This window comes from Pantoea sp. SGAir0430, assembly GCF_043549295.1.
In genome coordinates this window covers 2172694-2188397 of sequence record NZ_CP039427.1, presented here as the reverse complement: position 1 = coordinate 2188397, position 15704 = coordinate 2172694, and the positions used below count along the sequence as shown (strand labels likewise).

The window sequence follows — 15704 nt, the reverse complement described above, 5'->3', positions numbered from 1 at the left end:
ATATGAAGGGACAAAGCCGTCTCGACCAGATTATGGACTATCTCAAAAGTCATAATCTGGTCACTGTTGAACAGCTGGTGAGCGCCATTTCTGCTTCGCCAGCCACCATTCGCCGCGATCTGATTAAGCTGGACAAGGAAGGGGTGATTAGCCGCAGCCACGGCGGCGTCACGCTGAACCGCTTTATCCCGACGCAGCCGACCACGCTGGAGAAGATGCAGCGTAACCTGGCGGAGAAGCAGGCCATCGCGCAGTTCGCCGCCAGCTATGTGCAGTCCGGCGATGCGGTGGTGCTGGATGCCGGCACCACCATGCTGGAACTGGCACGACAGCTGACCCATTTGCAGCTGCGGGTGATCACCGCCGATCTGCACATTGCGCTGTTTTTGTCGGAGTTTAAACAGATTGAGACCACCATCATCGGCGGCCGCATCGACGACTCCAGCCAGTCGTGCATTGGTGAGCACGGCCGGCGCCTGCTGCGCAGCATCAATCCGGACATTGCGTTTGTCAGCTGTAACTCATGGAGTATTGAGCGCGGTATTACCACGCCGACGGAAGACAAAGCCGGGCTGAAGATGGATCTGCTGGCCAATGCGCGCCGGCGCATTCTGCTGGCCGACAGCAGTAAATATGGCTCATGGTCGCTGTACTGCGCGGCACCGATTGATAGCCTGACCGATGTGGTGACAGATTCCCGCCTTGATGAAGCGGTATGCCGTGATTTGCGCGAGCGCGGCATTGGCCTGCAGCTGACCGCGTAAATGTGCCGCCTGCATCAGCGGGTGAATGACGTGCGCTGCGTTACCGCGGCGCAGCCTTCACCCACTGCTGGCGCTGAGTTATAACAACTTCAATCCCGTCGCCGGGATATTGCGCCCGTAGTAAATCTCACGCATCTCCTTCCACAGCAGATTGGTAATGCGCTTGTGTTCCTGCGGGCTCAGCTCTTCAGGTTTGGTGTTGAACAGGTAATACTTCAGATCAAATTCTTTCAGCAACATCTTGGTATGAAAGATGTTTTCCTGATAAACGTTGACGTCCACCATGTCGTACATCGCCTTCATATCCTCGGACATGAAGTTCTGAATCGAATTGATCTCATGATCGATGAAGTGCTTCACGCCATTGACGTCGCGGGTGAAGCCGCGCACGCGGTAATCCACGGTCACGATATCCGACTCCAGCTGGTGGATGAGATAATTCAGCGCCTTCAGGGGCGAAATCACGCCGCAGGTCGAGACTTCAATGTCGGCGCGGAAGGTACATAAACCGCCTTCCGGGTGACTTTCCGGATAGGTGTGCACGCAGATGTGACTCTTGTCGAGGTGCGCGACCACCGAATTGGGCAGCGGGCCGGGATGCTCGGAATTATCGATATCCTGCGGATTGATCGGCTCTTCGCTGACCAGAATCGTCACGCTGGCACCCTGCGGCTCATAATCCTGGCGCGCGATATTCAGCACGTTAGCGCCGATGATCGAGCAGGTCTCGGTGAGGATTTCCGTCAGGCGGTTGGCGTTATATTGCTCATCAATATAGGCGATATAGCCATCACGTTCGGCTTCGCTATTGGCATAGCAAATGTCGTAGATACAAAAACTCAGGCTTTTGGTCAGATTATTGAAGCCATGTAGTTTTAGCTTTTGCAATTGGGTTCACCTCCTGAGGTCAGCTGAGCGCGTTTAAAAGGTATTGCGGCAGGGCAAAGCTGCCGATGTGCAGCTGTGGCGTGTAGTAACGGCAGGGCAGTCCGGCTGCGGCAAAACGTGACTGCAGCGTCGCAAGGTCCGGCTGGCGCAGCGCCGGATCGTCGCTCGCCCAGGCGAAGGTCATGATGCCGCCGTAGTAGGTCGGAATCGCCGCATGGTAAAAGCTGACGTCAGCGAAATAGTGGCTGAGTTTGCGGTGGCTGTTGACCGCTTCATCCTGCTGCAGGAAGCAGACGCCGTTCTGCGCGACAAACACGCCACCGGGATTGAGCGCCTGTTTGCAGCCGGCATAAAACGCCGAGGTGAACAGACTCTCGCCGGGACCGATTGGATCGGTACAGTCGGAGATGATCACATCAAACCGTTCCTGCGTCTGGCTGACGAAGTTAACGCCATCGTCGATCACCAGCTGCAGACGCGGATCGTCGTAAGCGCCGGCGCTGTGGTTAGGCAGATAGGTTTGACAGAAATTCACCACGCCGGCATCAATTTCCACCATGGTGATGTGCTCAACGCTTTGATGCCGGGCGACCTCGCGCAGCATCGCGCCGTCACCGCCGCCGATAATCAATACGCGCCGGGCATTGCCGTGCGCCAGAATCGGCACGTGCGTCATCATTTCGTGATAGATAAACTCATCGCGCTCGGTGGTTTGCACCACGCCGTCCAGCGCCATCACGCGGCCAAACGCGGCGTTCTCAAAGATCACCAGATCCTGATGCGCGGTTTTATCGCGGTAAAGCAGATTATCTACGCTGAAATATTGGCCAAAGCCGCTATGCAGCGTCTCATGCCAGGTCTCTTTGTCGGCCATGCCGGAGCGCTCCTTATGCTGTTAACGCGCAATAATGCCAGAAAAAAGCATAACGAATTATGACCGTGCTTGCACGGTCAGGGCGTTAACAGCAGCGCAGGGCGGAGGATTATTTCACGTAGGCAAGCAGGCTGAGGGAATCGCGCGCCAGCGACTTACACTTTTTGTCGTTGGTGATGGCGATACCGCTCAAATCTTTGTAGCTCTCTTCACCGAGGGATTTCATGTTGTAAGCGCTGTAGTTGCTCAGATCCCAGCGGTTTTGCTGGGCAAAAAACACCAGTGCTTTACGAATCTGCGCGTCGGGCAGATCCTGATAGCCGCAATCATTTTTCAGATAGACAAACACCGCGGTGAGGTCAGCCAGATCTTCTGCTTCGGATTCGCTCAGGGCAAAACTGGTGGAGGAGAAGCCAAGGAGTCCCGCCAGCAGCAGGATCTTGATGCTTTTCGTCATAATCGTTCTCAACAAGGGACAATTTAATGACGTTAGCACAGTTATTGCCGGGATTCCGCTAAATTTGGCTAAATGGGCCACTGGCGCGCTTTTTATCCCGGCGGGCGCTTTCATCGCTTGACCCTCCCGCAGGGGAAAGGTTTACGCTGTGCCCCTATTCACGATAAGGATATGAATATGCAACGTCGTCATTTTCTCAAGCTGACCGCCGCCCTCAGTGCAGCCGGCGCGCTGCCCTTGTGGAGCCGCTCGCTGATGGCCGCTACGCGCCCGCTGTTGCCCATCCCGTCGCTGCTGGAGCCCGATGCACACGGCCAGTACACGCTGACCGCCATGACCGGCAGAAGCCAGTGGAACGGCAAATCCGTCCCAACCTGGGGTTACAACGGTAGCCTGCTCGGCCCGGCGCTGCGCCTGCAGCGTGAGAAAAGCGTCACCGTCAATATTCATAATCGTCTGCCGGAAGCCACCACGTTGCACTGGCACGGGCTGGAAATTCCCGGCGCGGTGGATGGCGGTCCGCAGGCGCTGATTGCGCCCGGCGCCACGCGTCAGGTGAGTTTTACCCCCGATCAACCGGCGGCGACCTGCTGGTTCCATCCGCATCAGCACGGCAAAACCGGCTATCAGGTGGCGCAGGGGCTGGCGGGGCTGGTACTGCTGGAAGATGAGGCGTCCGGCAAGCTGCGGCTGCCGATGCAGTGGGGCGAAGATGATGTGCCGCTGATTTTCCAGGATAAGCAGCTCACTCAGGACGGCACGCGTATCGATTATCAGCTGGATATCATGCGCGCCGCCGTGGGCTGGTTTGGCGATTTGATGCTGACCAACGGCGTGCCGTATCCGCAGCACGCGGTGCCGCGCGGCTGGCTGCGGCTGCGCCTGCTCAATGGCTGCAACGCGCGCTCGCTGCACATCGCCGCCAGCGATAAACGTCCGCTGTACGTGGTGGCGAGCGACGGTGGCCTGCTGGCTGAACCGGTGAAGGTGGAGAGCCTGCCGCTGCTGCCGGGCGAGCGCTTTGAAGTGCTGGTGGATACCTCAGACGGCAAAACCTTCGATATCGTAACGCTGCCGGTCACGCAGATGGGCATGACGCTGGCGCCGTTCGATCAGCCGCTGCCGCTGGTGCAGATTCTGCCGCTGCGCGTGATGGCCAGCGGTACGCTGCCGGACCAGCTGGTGGATGTGCCGCCGCTGCCGGCAACGGAAGGGCTGCAGAGCCGCTGGCTGCAGCTGATGATGGATCCACAGCTGGATCAGCAGGGCATGCAGGCGCTACAGCAGCGCTACGGTGCCAAAGCGATGGGCAGCCAGCACGGCGCGGGCAAAGCGATGGATCACGGCAGCATGAACATGGACCATGGCGCGATGGATCATGGCAACACGGAGCACGGCGATATGGCGATGGATCAGGGCAACCCTGCCCGCAGCGCCGCATATGATTTCCACAACGGCAACAAAATCAACGGCCAGGCCTTCAACATGGAAAAGCCCATGTTTGCCGTGCCGCTGGGCAAATATGAAAAATGGACCATCTCCGGCGAAGGCGACGCCATGCTGCATCCGTTCCACATTCACGGCACGCAGTTCCGCATTCTGTCCGAGAACGGCAAGCCGCCTGCGGCGCATCGCGCCGGCTGGAAAGATATGGTCAGCGTCAACGGCTGGCGCAGTGAAGTGCTGGTGCGCTTCAACTACGTCGCCGATAGCGAAAATGCCTATATGGCGCACTGCCATCTGCTGGAGCATGAAGATACCGGCATGATGCTGGGCTTTACGGTGAGCTGACGGCCGCTTCCAGCGCCAGGCGGATATCCTCAATCAAATCATCGGCATGTTCGATGCCGATCGACAGGCGCACCGTCGCGTCGGTGATGCCGATGCGCTCCCGCACCTCCTGCGGCACGCCGGAATGGGTGGTGCTGGCGGGATGGCTGGCGAGCGACTCGGTGCCGCCGAGGCTCACCGCCAGTTTGAACAGCGTCAGCGCGTTGAGAAAGCGGAATGCCGCAGCCTGGCCGCCCTCGATATCAAAGGAGAAGGTGGAACCGGCGCCGCTGCACTGGCGCTGCCAGGTTTCGCCTGCCGGACTGCTGGCGTCGAGATAGGGCAGCCAGTGCAGTTTCGCCACCTGCGCGTGATCGCGTAAAAATGCCGCGACCTGTTCCGCATTGCTGGCGGCTTTCTCCATGCGCAGCGACAGCGTTTCCAGCGAGCGGCCAATCATCCAGCTGGAGTGCGGATCGAGCTGGGTGCCAATCGCGCTGCGCAGCGAACGCACTTTGTTGATTAATGCCCGGCTGCCCAGCGCGGCGCCGGCAATCAAATCGGAATGACCGCCGACATATTTGGTCAGCGAGTAGAGCGAGATATCCGCGCCGTGCTGCAGCGGACGCTGAAACAGCGGGCCGAGCAGGGTGTTGTCGCAGGCGAGAATCGGCCGTGAGCCCTGCTGCTGGGTGATCACCTCTGCCACCTGACGCATCAGTTGGATATCTACCAGACTGTTGGTGGGGTTGGCCGGCGTTTCAATCAGAATCATCGCGACGCGCCCGCGCTGCCACGCCAGCTTCGCGGCCTCATACACTTTATCTTCGTCGGTGCCGTCGCTGAACCCCACCGCTTTGATCTCCAGATCGTGCAGCGTTTTGCTCAGCAGCGTTTCGGTGCCGCCGTACAGCGGCTGCGAGTGCAGAATCACTTCGCCGGGACGGGCAAAGGTCAGCAGCGTGGTGGCAATCGCCGACATGCCGGAAGAGAACAGCGCGGCGCTTTCGGCACCTTCATAAATGGCCAGCCGATCTTCGACGATCTCGCTGTTAGGATGGTTGAAGCGGGAATAGACCAGCCCACCGCTTTTGCCCGCCGGCGGTTGCTGGCGACCGGCAACGAAATCGAAAAATTCTTTGCCCTCTTCGGCGCTGTTAAACACAAAGGTTGACGTCAGAAACACCGGCGGCTTCACCGCACCTTCTGACAGGCGCGGATCGTAACCGTAGTTAAGCATCTGCGTTTCCGGATGCAGTTCACGCGTGCCGATCTGCGTTTTTTTACCTGATGAAGCGGCCATAGGGATCTCCAGAGAGAGCGGGCAGGATGCTTACAGTTAACGCCAGTGCAATAAATTTCGCCACGATAACGTTTGCGTTCTGTGCGCGGCGTTAGCCTGTGCGTCGACTATGATAGAATGCGCGGCTTTCTGAAAACCTTCTTAGGCGAATGCAATGAAACACACCGTCGACGTGATGATCTCTGAGCAGGAGATCGCAACCCGTATTGCCGAACTGGGCAAGCAGATCAGCGAGCACTACCGCAACAGCGGCAGCGAAATGGTGCTGGTCGGCCTGCTGCGCGGCTCCTTCATGTTTATGGCAGACCTGTGCCGCGCCATTGATGTCGCGCACGAAGTCGACTTCATGACCGCCTCCAGCTACGGCAGCGGCATGTCCTCCACGCGCGACGTGAAAATCCTTAAAGATCTCGACGAAGACATTCGCGGCAAAGATGTGCTGATCGTCGAAGACATCATCGACTCCGGTAACACCCTAAGCAAAGTGCGTGAAATTCTGCAGCTGCGTGAGCCAAAATCGCTGGCGATCTGCACGCTGCTGGATAAGCCGGAGCGTCGTGAAGTTGAGGTGCCGGTCGAGTTTGTCGGCTTTACCATTCCGGATGAGTTCGTGGTCGGCTTCGGTATCGACTACGCACAGCGCTACCGCCATTTGCCGTATATCGGCAAAGTTACGCTGCTGGACGAATAACCGCACAATCTTCCAAGGCTGATTCCCTCCGCCTGCGATAAGATGCGCAGCCCGTAACTCAATGACTTACGGGCTCGGCACGCGTTTTCCTGCGGCACGCAGAGTGGTAGAGTGTGGTGGGTTATCACTCTGCGCAATTCCTTTGATTTCACAACCGTTATCGCTGAATAACCCCGCACGCTCGACGCGAGCGCACTATCATTTCATATGGCTATGATGTCACTACAACAGGGTACGGACTCGCAATGACTTATGCACTGGAACTTTCCGGGCTGACCAAGACCTATCCCGGCGGCGTACAGGCGCTGAAAGGCCTCGATCTCAACGTGGAAGCAGGCGACTTTTATGCCTTACTGGGCCCTAACGGTGCCGGTAAGTCCACCACCATTGGCATTATCAGCTCGCTGGTGAACAAATCCAGCGGCAGCGTGCGCGTGTTTGGCTATGACCTGCAGAAAGATGTGGTCAACGCCAAGCGGCAGCTTGGGCTGGTGCCACAGGAATTCAACTTTAACCCGTTTGAAACCGTGATGCAGATTGTGGTTAATCAGGCCGGTTATTACGGCGTGGAACGCGCCGAAGCGAACAAGCGCGCGGAAAAATACCTCAATCAGCTCGACCTGTGGGGCAAGCGTAACGAACGGGCGCGCATGTTGTCCGGCGGCATGAAGCGCCGGCTGATGATTGCCCGGGCGCTGATGCATGAACCGAAACTACTGATTCTTGATGAGCCGACGGCTGGCGTGGATATCGAACTGCGCCGCTCAATGTGGGTGTTCCTGAAAGAGCTGAACGCCAAAGGCACCACCATCATCCTGACCACCCACTATCTGGAAGAGGCGGAAATGCTGTGCCGTAACATCGGCATCATCCAGAGCGGCGAGCTGGTGGAGAACACTTCAATGAAAGGGCTGCTGTCCAAGCTGCAGTCGGAAACCTTTATCCTCGACCTGGCGCCGCGCAGCCCGCTGCCGCAGCTGGAGGGCTTCCAGTATCGTCTGGTTGATACCTCAACGCTGGAAGTGGAAGTGATGCGTGAACAGGGGCTGAATAGCGTATTCAGCCAGCTGAGCGCGCAGGGAGTGCAGGTGCTCAGCATGCGCAATAAAGCGAATCGTCTGGAAGAGCTGTTCGTCAGCCTGACGCAGGGAAAAACAGGAGTAACCGCATGACGCATCTGTACTGGGTGGCGCTCAAGAGTATCTGGAGCAAAGAGATCAACCGTTTTGCCCGCATCTGGATTCAGACGCTGGTGCCGCCGGTGATCACCATGACGCTGTACTTCATTATCTTTGGCAATCTGATCGGCTCACGCATCGGCGATATGCACGGCTTCAGCTACATGCAGTTTATCGTGCCGGGCCTGATTATGATGGCGGTGATCACCAACGCTTACGCCAACGTCGCCTCGTCATTCTTCAGCGCCAAGTTCCAGCGCAACATTGAAGAGCTGCTGGTGGCGCCGGTGCCGACGCACATTATTATCGCCGGTTATGTCGGCGGCGGCGTAGCGCGCGGCGTGTGCGTGGGCGTGCTGGTGACGGCGGTGTCGCTGTTTTTTGTGCCGTTCCACGTATTCTCGTGGCCGATGGTGGCAATCACGCTGCTGCTGACGGCGATTCTGTTCTCGCTGGCGGGCCTGCTGAATGCGGTGTTTGCGCGCACCTTTGACGATATCAGCCTGATCCCGACCTTCGTGCTGACGCCGTTAACTTACCTCGGTGGCGTATTCTACTCGCTGGCGCTGCTGCCGCCGTTCTGGCAGGCGGTGTCGAAGCTCAATCCGGTGGTGTACATGATCAGCGGGTTCCGCTATGGCTTCCTTGGCATCAACGATGTTCCGCTGGTGTTGACGCTGTCAGTGCTGGTGGCGTTTATTGTGGTGTTTTACGTGCTGGTGTATGCGCTGATTCAGCGCGGACGCGGCTTGCGCACCTGAGGCGCAGCTCCGAATAAGAAGCCGCTGCCGGCGTCGTCCGGCGGCGGCTTTTTTTTACCCACTCTTCGCAATTCCAGACGCGTCTTGTGCTTTCAGTCTGTGGCTTTCCCCATAGTGGCCGCTGACCAAAAAAGCAGCGGGGAAGCGAAGAGTGAATCGGGTATCATGGATTGATAATTTACGCGGCATGAGCATTCTGGCGGTGATTTTTTTGCACTGCATGATTGCAGTGAACCAGCAGGCCGGGCACTTCACTGCCTTTAACGAGCTGGTAAATCAGCTGCTGGCGCCGGTGCGTATGGGGCTGATGTGCTTCGTCTCCGGACTGTTCGTCGCCAGCGGTTTACGCCACGGGCAGGCGCGCTATCTGCGAAACAAAGTCAGCAGCATTCTCTATCCGTTTGCCGTCTGGGCGCTGATCTACGGCGGTCTGAAGTGGACCTTCAGCGCGATGGCCAATCACCCACAGTCGCCGCTGGCTATCGCGCTCGGCCATCTGAGCGGCGGCGATATCACCTGGTTTCTGCACTCGCTGTTTCTGTTTTTTGTGCTGATTATCCCGGCGCGCCGCCTGCCTGCGGCGCTGGTGCTGACACTGTGCGTTGCCGGTGCGGTGCTGCTGCCGCCGGTGCCGCCTGACTCGCTGTTTGCCAGTTTCGACAACCTGCATCTGAACAAGTCGCTGGTGCTGTTTGCCTTCTTCTACAGTGCCGACTGGCTGGTGCGCCAGGATATTGATATTGCCGCGTTCGCGCAGCGTCGTACACCGCTGCTGCTGTCGCTGATCGCCTTTATGCTGCTCGCGGCGTTCAGCCTGTGGGGCGGGCTGCGTCAGCATTCGCCGTGGCTGCTGCCGCTGGCGCTGCCCTCAATCCCGCTGTTCGTTGCGCTGGCCTGTCGTATCAATCTGCGGGCGGTTAACTACGTTGGCCGCCATTCGATTGTGTTTTATCTGTCGCACTATCTGGCGATTCAGGTGTGCAGTAAATTGCTGCGCCACGACGGCCACTCTGCGTGGCTGGCTGACCTGCATTTTGTGCTGGCGTTCAGCGTCGCGCTGGCGTTGCCAACGGCGCTGTGCGTACTGCGGGCAAAAGGATGGTTTGACTGGTTGTTTACGCTGAAGCGCAAAGGGCAGCCGCAGCTGGCGGGCGTATAAGGGAAAGGCGCGCTGTCAGTACAGCGCGCGGGATGATCAGGCCACCTGTACCGGCAGCGCTTTAGCGATACGTTTCATCTCGTTATCGCCGTCGAAGTAGGCCACTTTGGGCTGCCAGCTGCGCGCCACTTCATCTTCCACCTGCACATAAGAACAGATGATCAGCAGATCGCCCTGACAGGCACAGCGCGCGGCTGCACCGTTGACCGAAATGATTTTTGAGCCACGCTCGGCGGCAATGGCATAGGTAGAGAAGCGCTGGCCGTTGGTGACGTTATAGATGTCGATGGCTTCGTATTGCAGAATGCCGGAGGCATCAAGAAAATCCTGATCGATGGCGCAGGAGCCTTCATAATGCAAATCCGCCTGCGTCACTTTTACGCGGTGCAGTTTGCCTTGTAATACGGTACGAATCATAGCGTGATACCTTTGTTATACCCGTGCGCGGCCGGTTTCCACCGCGCAGTGTGTAGCGGGTACATGCTGCCCATAAACGACGGCGTTAAACCGTCAGATCCACTTGCTGATTATCAATCAAACGCGCATTGCCGAGCCAGGCGGCCATCAGAATCACTGCGCGCTGGCTGTCGACCGTCAGCGGCTGCAGCGTATCGGCATCGCAGATGGCCAGGCCGTCGGGGCGCAGGCCCTGATCGCGCAGCGTCTGTTCGGCGTGTTCAATAATCTCATCCACGTGCCGCTCGCCGTTGCTGAGGCGCTGCGCCATGCTGTTCATCACCTGGCTGAGCACCGGCGCCAGCTTGCGTTCATCGGCAGTAAGATAGCCGTTACGTGAGCTGAGCGCGAGACCGTCTTTGGCGCGCACCGTCGGCACGCCAACGATGTCAATGTCAAAGCCCATGTCCGCCACCATCTTGCGGATGATCGCCAGCTGCTGAAAATCCTTCTCGCCAAAACAGGCGATATCCGGCTGTACCAGATTAAACAGCTTACTGACGATGGTCGCCACGCCGCGGAAATGACCGGGACGGCTGGCGCCCTCCAGCAGCGAGGAGAGGCCCGGGACTTCAACAAACGTCTGGCTGTCGAGACCCTGCGGATAGACATCGGCCGGCGCCGGGGCAAAGACCAGGTCGACGCTGTGGCGATTGAGTTTTTCACAATCGTCCTGCAGCGTGCGCGGATAGCGCGCCAGGTCGTCGGCGCGATCAAACTGCATCGGGTTAACGAAGATCGATACCACCACGATATCTGCGCGCTGGCGTGCTTCATCCACCAGCGTCAGATGCCCCTCATGCAGGTTGCCCATAGTGGGCACCAGCGCGATGCGTTTACCTGCCTGGCGCCAGCGTCGAATCTCACGGCGCAGCAGCGGCAGCGTTTCAATGATCAGCACTGCAAATCTCCTGATTTACTGGAAACTGTGTTCGGCAGCAGGGTAGGTGCCTGCTTCAACGTCGGCCATATACTGGCGAATTGCCGCACGAATGTCGCCGGTTTCCGCAAGGAAATTTTTGGCAAATTTTGGAATGTGGCCGCCGGTAATACCAAACGCGTCGTGCATCACCAGAATCTGGCCGTCGGTGACGTTACCGGCACCGATGCCGATCACCGGTACCGACAACGCTTTTGTGACGCGCTCAGCCAGCGCGACCGGCACGCACTCCAGCACCAGCAGCTGCATACCGGCCGCTTCCAGCGCCAGCGCATCCGCCAGCAGGCGCTCGGCTGCCGCTTCATCGCGCCCCTGCACCTTGTAGCCACCGAAGATATTAACTGACTGCGGCGTCAATCCCAGATGACCACACACCGGCACGGCGCGCTCGGTCAGCATGCGCACGGTCTCTGCCAGCCAGGCGCCGCCTTCCAGTTTTACCAGGTTGGCACCGGCGCGCATCAGCTGCGCGGCACTGTCAAAGGTTTGCTGCGGCGTGGCGTAACTCATAAACGGCAGGTCGGCCATCACCAGCGCGTCAGGCGCACCGCGCCGCACAGCGGCGGTGTGATAAGCAATATCGTCGACTGTCACCGGCAGCGTGGAATCATGGCCCTGCACGGTCATGCCGAGCGAATCGCCAATCAGCAGCAGCGGAATGCCCTGGTCGGCAAACAGGCGCGCGAAGCTGAAATCGTAGGCGGTCAGCGTGGCGAACTTGCGGCCGCTGGCTTTCAGCTGGCGTAAGTGAGAGAGGGTGGTGGGTTTCATCGCAATCTCCAGCATTTTCTGATGCGCGCAGTGTACTGGATTGATTGCAAAGGCGATACGACGGGCGTGCGATTCTGCCGCGTCAGGCGGACCACAAGCGAATGCTGCTGCGGTCCAGCGTCGCCAGAATGCCGGCCAGCGGCTGGCCGTTCGGCAGGCGCAGCGCTGGCGCGATTTCCAGCAGCGGCACCAGCATGAAGGCGCGGTTGTGCATATCGTAGTGCGGCACCGTCAGGCGCGGCGTGTGGATCACTGCATTGCCGAACAGCATAATATCGAGGTCCAGCGTGCGCGGTCCCCAGCGTTCGGCTTTGCGCACCCGGCCATGCTCCAGCTCAATGCGCTGGGTGTGATCGAGCAGCGTTTCCGCGGCCAGTGTGGTCTCCAGCGCCACCACGGCGTTGAGATAATCCGGCTGATCCGGCGGGCCGTAAGGTGGCGTGCGATAAAACGCGGAGGTGGCTACGCGGTGGGTATCGGGAATGGCATCCAGCGCGGCCAGCGCTGCATCAACCTGATGCAGCGGATCGGCGAGATTACTGCCTAAGGCGAGATAGACCCGCGTCATGACGCGCTGTGGTTGCTGTCGCGGCGCGGGCCAGCTGGACGACGGCGCGGACGGCGTGGTTTACGGCGCGGAGCCGGATCGTCACCCAGGGTGTTGAGCATGGTCTTCTGCTGTGTCGGCACCGCCGACTGGAACTCGCCCCACCACTGGCTGAGGCGCAGCAGCTCGGCGTTGTTCTCGACTTCTGCGCGCAGCGCCAGCAGGTCGTAGGCAGCGCGGAATTTAGGATGCTCCATCAGCTTCCATGCGCGCTTACCGTGACGGCGCGACATGCGCAGCTGCAGCTGCCAGATATCGCGAATCAGTGTGGTGATACGTTTTGGAATCGCCAGCGCACGGCAGGCTTCATCCAGCGTTTCGTTCATGGACAGCGCAAAGGCGTCGAAATAGGTCAGGCCGCTCTCCTGCGCAATCTGCTCGGCTGACTCCAGCTGCGGATACCAGAACATCGCCGCAAACAGGAACGCCGGATTCACGCGCATGTCGTTGTGCAGGCGGGTATCGGTGTTTTTCAGCACCTGGGCCAGCATGCGTTCCATCGGGCTGTCGCCCTGTTCGGTGAAGTTGCGCGCCAGCGTCGGGAACAGCGGCTGGAACAGCTGGTATTCGCGCATCATCAGATAGGTGCGATAACCGTAACCGGCCTGCAGCAGCTTCAGCGACTCCTCAAACAGGCGCGCCGGCGGAATGTCATTCAGCAGCGTGGCGAGGCGGGGAATCGGCTCGGCGGTTTCCGCCGCAATGCTCATGTCCAGCTTCGCGGCGAAGCGCACCACGCGCAGCATACGCACCGGATCTTCGCGGTAGCGCGTTTCCGGATCGCCAATCATGCGGATGATGCCTTCCTGCAGATCCTGCAGGCCACCGACGTAATCGCGCACGGTGAAATCAGCCACGCTGTAATAGAGGCTGTTGATGGTTAAATCGCGGCGCTGCGCATCATCTTCAATGTTGCCAAAAATGTTGTCGCGCAGCAGCATGCCGTTCTGACCGCGCTGCGAACCGTTGCGATCGTCGACGCTCTCTTCCTGATGGTGGCCGCGGAACGTAGCGACTTCGATCACTTCCGGACCGAACATCACATGCGCCAGACGGAAGCGACGCCCGACCAGGCGACAGTTGCGGAATAGCTTACGCATCTGCTCCGGCGTGGCGTTGGTGGTCACGTCAAAGTCCTTCGGCTTTTTACCCAGCAGCAAATCGCGCACGCCGCCGCCAACCAGATAGGCTTCGTATCCGGCTTTGTTCAGGCGATACAGCACTTTGAGAGCGTTTTCGCTGATATCTTTGCGTGAGATATTGTGGCTTTCCCGGGGGATAACGGTCATCAGACTTACGGTTTCCACCTCTTCAGGGGCCTCCTCATCACGCTTGAGGACTCTCCGGCAAAAATTAGCGACTCGGGTAAAAATGGGACACCTCGACAGTGAGAAAATGGGTGTGAATAAAATCAGCGGCTAATCATAGCCTGTTGCGAACCATTTAGGAATGGCGTTGTCGACTCATCCGGTTGTTGCGCATCATGCCGCGGAATCAATGCGCTATCCCAGTGTGTAACGGCATGGTCCAGCAGCGCCTCCAGCCCATGGTCCTGCCAGCCTGGTAAAACCGACTGTCCCAGGAAGCTCAGCGCCTGCACCAGCACCGGTCGCGGATCGCCGTCCGGTAAGGCTGGCGCGTGGTTCTGCTTCGACAATTTATTACCGTCCGGGTTAATTGCCAGCGGCAGATGCATATAAGCCGGCACCGGCCAGCCAAACTGCTGATACAGCGCAATCTGACGCACCGTTGGCTCAATCAAATCCGCACCGCGCACAATCTCCGTCACGCCCTGAAAATGGTCATCGACCACCACCGCAAGGTTATAGGCGAACAGGCCGTCACGACGGTGAATAATAAAGTCTTCCTGCGCCAGACGCGGCTCCGCCTGCAGATGGCCGCGCAGGCGATCGTCAAAACCGTACACCGGCACATGCTGACGCAGCCGCAGCGCGGCGCCCTCCGGCGGCAGATGTAAATCGCGGCAGTGACCGTCGTAAAAGCCGCCCAGCTGCTGAATGCGGCTGCGCGGGCAGGTACAGAAGTAGCTTTGACGATGTTCGCGCAGCCAGCTCAGCGCCGCGCGATAGGCCTCGTGGCGCTGCGACTGCCACAGCACGTCGCCGTCCCAGTGCAGCCCATAATGGGTCAGCTGACGCAGGATGCGCGTTGCGGCACCGGCGACTTCACGCGGCGGATCAATATCTTCAATGCGCACCAGCCAGCGGCCCTGCTGCGCGCGCGCGCTCAGGTAGCTGCCTAATGCGGCTATCAGCGAACCGAAATGAAGATCACCGGAAGGAGAGGGGGCGAAACGCCCGATGCAGGGAAGCGTGGCGGACATCATGCTTTGGTACACCGCACGGCGGGAAAACAGTGGTTTTCCCGGCTGTGCGGCGACAGTCTGTTAACGGCCATTAGCCTGCCATCTGCTTCTCGCGGATTTCTGCCAGCGTTTTGCAGTCAATGCAGAGATCGGCGGTCGGACGCGCTTCGAGACGGCGGATACCAATTTCGACTCCACAGGATTCGCAGTAGCCAAAGTCGTCGTCTTCCACTTTCTTGAGCGTTTTCTCAATCTTTTTAATGAGTTTGCGCTCACGATCGCGGTTACGCAGCTCCAGGCTGAACTCCTCTTCCTGGGCGGCACGGTCAACCGGATCCGGGAAGTTGGCAGCTTCGTCCTGCATATGCGACACAGTACGGTCTACTTCATCCCTGAGTTGGTTGCGCCAGGCTTCCAGAATCTTGCGGAAATGGCTCAGCTGGGCGTCATTCATATACTCTTCGCCCGGTTTCTCCTGATACGGCTCCACCCCAGCGATGGCGAGGATACTCAGGGACGATGTTTTACGGTTTTGCCCTTCTTGCATGTTGTTTCTCCTGGATAACACGCACTACCCGTTCTGTTTCAGATTGCGAAAGCCTTTGCCTGCAACCCGACGCATGCGGGGCATATCGATTCCCATCAGGGAAAAAAACAGGCCGCTATAAATAGCAGAAGCAATCAAGGTTGGCAATTATTCATGAACGCACCTTGACAAGCCTGTGAGGAACAGCGTATTTAGCGCACCGCTCAGAACAT

17 protein-coding genes are annotated in these 15704 nt (G+C 58.7%); 6 read left to right on the top strand and 11 right to left on the bottom strand.

What is annotated here, in order from left to right; all coding sequences use genetic code 11:
- Nucleotides 1-2: 2 nt before the first annotated feature.
- Complete coding sequence (locus tag E7738_RS10590) at nucleotides 3-764, top strand: DeoR/GlpR family DNA-binding transcription regulator (protein WP_022547144.1); 762 nt, start codon at nucleotides 3-5, stop codon at nucleotides 762-764.
- A gap of 78 nt (nucleotides 765-842) precedes the next feature.
- Here E7738_RS10590 and speD read toward each other — a convergent pair whose 3' ends face one another.
- The 3 genes from speD to E7738_RS10575 form a co-directional block, all read right to left on the bottom strand.
- On the bottom strand, nucleotides 843-1652 hold the full coding sequence (gene speD / locus E7738_RS10585; RefSeq protein WP_058770602.1) for an adenosylmethionine decarboxylase: 810 nt from the start codon (nucleotides 1650-1652) through the stop codon (nucleotides 843-845).
- Nucleotides 1653-1671: 19 nt separating this feature from the next.
- Nucleotides 1672-2526 (bottom strand): polyamine aminopropyltransferase, encoded by an 855-nt coding sequence (gene speE / locus E7738_RS10580; RefSeq protein WP_394515609.1) that lies wholly within the window; start codon nucleotides 2524-2526, stop codon nucleotides 1672-1674.
- A 109-nt stretch (nucleotides 2527-2635) separates the two neighbouring features.
- Entirely contained in the window at nucleotides 2636-2983 is a 348-nt protein-coding gene (locus E7738_RS10575) for a YacC family pilotin-like protein (RefSeq protein WP_021507525.1), read from the bottom strand.
- Nucleotides 2984-3160: 177 nt separating this feature from the next.
- On the opposite strand from E7738_RS10575, the gene cueO reads away from it, so the two are divergent.
- The gene (cueO, locus tag E7738_RS10570; protein WP_394515608.1) at nucleotides 3161-4774 is read left to right on the top strand and encodes a multicopper oxidase CueO; all 1614 of its coding nucleotides are present in this window, start codon (nucleotides 3161-3163) and stop codon (nucleotides 4772-4774) included.
- Here the strand turns inward: cueO and E7738_RS10565 are convergent.
- Complete coding sequence (locus E7738_RS10565; RefSeq protein WP_394515607.1) at nucleotides 4761-6056, bottom strand: cystathionine gamma-synthase family protein; 1296 nt, start codon at nucleotides 6054-6056, stop codon at nucleotides 4761-4763. The genes cueO and E7738_RS10565 overlap by 14 nt on opposite strands.
- 154 nt (nucleotides 6057-6210) lie before the next feature.
- Between E7738_RS10565 and hpt the strand changes: the two genes are divergently transcribed.
- From hpt to E7738_RS10545, 4 genes are all read left to right on the top strand, one after another.
- Entirely contained in the window at nucleotides 6211-6747 is a 537-nt protein-coding gene (gene hpt / locus E7738_RS10560; RefSeq protein WP_021507522.1) for a hypoxanthine phosphoribosyltransferase, read from the top strand.
- 245 nt (nucleotides 6748-6992) lie between these two features.
- Entirely contained in the window at nucleotides 6993-7919 is a 927-nt protein-coding gene (locus E7738_RS10555; protein WP_021507521.1) for an ABC transporter ATP-binding protein, read from the top strand.
- Nucleotides 7916-8686, top strand: coding sequence for an ABC transporter permease (locus E7738_RS10550; protein ID WP_021507520.1), 771 nt, complete (start codon nucleotides 7916-7918; stop codon nucleotides 8684-8686). Before E7738_RS10555 ends, E7738_RS10550 begins: the two co-directional genes overlap by 4 nt.
- 151 nt (nucleotides 8687-8837) lie before the next feature.
- On the top strand, nucleotides 8838-9845 hold the full coding sequence (locus E7738_RS10545) for an acyltransferase family protein (protein ID WP_058780458.1): 1008 nt from the start codon (nucleotides 8838-8840) through the stop codon (nucleotides 9843-9845).
- Between the two features lie 36 nt (nucleotides 9846-9881).
- Here E7738_RS10545 and panD read toward each other — a convergent pair whose 3' ends face one another.
- The 7 genes from panD to dksA all read right to left on the bottom strand — a co-directional run bounded on the left by panD (nucleotide 9882) and on the right by dksA (nucleotide 15492).
- Entirely contained in the window at nucleotides 9882-10262 is a 381-nt protein-coding gene (gene panD, locus E7738_RS10540) for an aspartate 1-decarboxylase (protein WP_021507518.1), read from the bottom strand.
- 85 nt (nucleotides 10263-10347) lie between these two features.
- The gene (gene panC / locus E7738_RS10535) at nucleotides 10348-11202 is read right to left on the bottom strand and encodes a pantoate--beta-alanine ligase (protein WP_021507517.1); all 855 of its coding nucleotides are present in this window, start codon (nucleotides 11200-11202) and stop codon (nucleotides 10348-10350) included.
- 15 nt (nucleotides 11203-11217) lie between these two features.
- The gene (gene panB, locus E7738_RS10530; RefSeq protein WP_058780480.1) at nucleotides 11218-12012 is read right to left on the bottom strand and encodes a 3-methyl-2-oxobutanoate hydroxymethyltransferase; all 795 of its coding nucleotides are present in this window, start codon (nucleotides 12010-12012) and stop codon (nucleotides 11218-11220) included.
- A gap of 82 nt (nucleotides 12013-12094) precedes the next feature.
- Nucleotides 12095-12580 carry a 2-amino-4-hydroxy-6-hydroxymethyldihydropteridine diphosphokinase gene (gene folK / locus E7738_RS10525; RefSeq protein ID WP_021507515.1) on the bottom strand — a complete coding sequence of 162 codons (486 nt, stop codon included), beginning with the start codon at nucleotides 12578-12580 and terminating at the stop codon, nucleotides 12095-12097.
- Complete coding sequence (gene pcnB / locus E7738_RS10520; RefSeq protein ID WP_206099480.1) at nucleotides 12577-13992, bottom strand: polynucleotide adenylyltransferase PcnB; 1416 nt, start codon at nucleotides 13990-13992, stop codon at nucleotides 12577-12579. The genes folK and pcnB overlap by 4 nt, the downstream gene beginning before the upstream one ends.
- Nucleotides 13993-14030: 38 nt before the next feature.
- Complete coding sequence (gluQRS, locus tag E7738_RS10515; RefSeq protein ID WP_394515606.1) at nucleotides 14031-14966, bottom strand: tRNA glutamyl-Q(34) synthetase GluQRS; 936 nt, start codon at nucleotides 14964-14966, stop codon at nucleotides 14031-14033.
- A gap of 70 nt (nucleotides 14967-15036) precedes the next feature.
- Nucleotides 15037-15492 (bottom strand): RNA polymerase-binding protein DksA, encoded by a 456-nt coding sequence (gene dksA, locus E7738_RS10510; RefSeq protein WP_021507512.1) that lies wholly within the window; start codon nucleotides 15490-15492, stop codon nucleotides 15037-15039.
- Nucleotides 15493-15704 lie beyond the last annotated feature (212 nt).

Excerpts from the sequence above, each read along its gene's own strand:
- E7738_RS10590 (WP_022547144.1), top strand. The coding sequence starts at position 3 with ATGAAGGGACAAAGCCGTCTCGACCAGATTATGGACTATCTCAAAAGT.
- speE (WP_394515609.1), bottom strand. The coding sequence starts at position 2,526 with ATGGCCGACAAAGAGACCTGGCATGAGACGCTGCATAGCGGCTTTGGC.
- E7738_RS10575 (WP_021507525.1), bottom strand. The coding sequence starts at position 2,983 with ATGACGAAAAGCATCAAGATCCTGCTGCTGGCGGGACTCCTTGGCTTC.
- cueO (WP_394515608.1), top strand. The coding sequence starts at position 3,161 with ATGCAACGTCGTCATTTTCTCAAGCTGACCGCCGCCCTCAGTGCAGCC.
- E7738_RS10565 (WP_394515607.1), bottom strand. The coding sequence starts at position 6,056 with ATGGCCGCTTCATCAGGTAAAAAAACGCAGATCGGCACGCGTGAACTG.
- hpt (WP_021507522.1), top strand. The coding sequence starts at position 6,211 with ATGAAACACACCGTCGACGTGATGATCTCTGAGCAGGAGATCGCAACC.
- E7738_RS10555 (WP_021507521.1), top strand. The coding sequence starts at position 6,993 with ATGACTTATGCACTGGAACTTTCCGGGCTGACCAAGACCTATCCCGGC.
- E7738_RS10550 (WP_021507520.1), top strand. The coding sequence starts at position 7,916 with ATGACGCATCTGTACTGGGTGGCGCTCAAGAGTATCTGGAGCAAAGAG.
- panD (WP_021507518.1), bottom strand. The coding sequence starts at position 10,262 with ATGATTCGTACCGTATTACAAGGCAAACTGCACCGCGTAAAAGTGACG.
- panB (WP_058780480.1), bottom strand. The coding sequence starts at position 12,012 with ATGAAACCCACCACCCTCTCTCACTTACGCCAGCTGAAAGCCAGCGGC.
- folK (WP_021507515.1), bottom strand. The coding sequence starts at position 12,580 with ATGACGCGGGTCTATCTCGCCTTAGGCAGTAATCTCGCCGATCCGCTG.
- gluQRS (WP_394515606.1), bottom strand. The coding sequence starts at position 14,966 with ATGATGTCCGCCACGCTTCCCTGCATCGGGCGTTTCGCCCCCTCTCCT.
- dksA (WP_021507512.1), bottom strand. The coding sequence starts at position 15,492 with ATGCAAGAAGGGCAAAACCGTAAAACATCGTCCCTGAGTATCCTCGCC.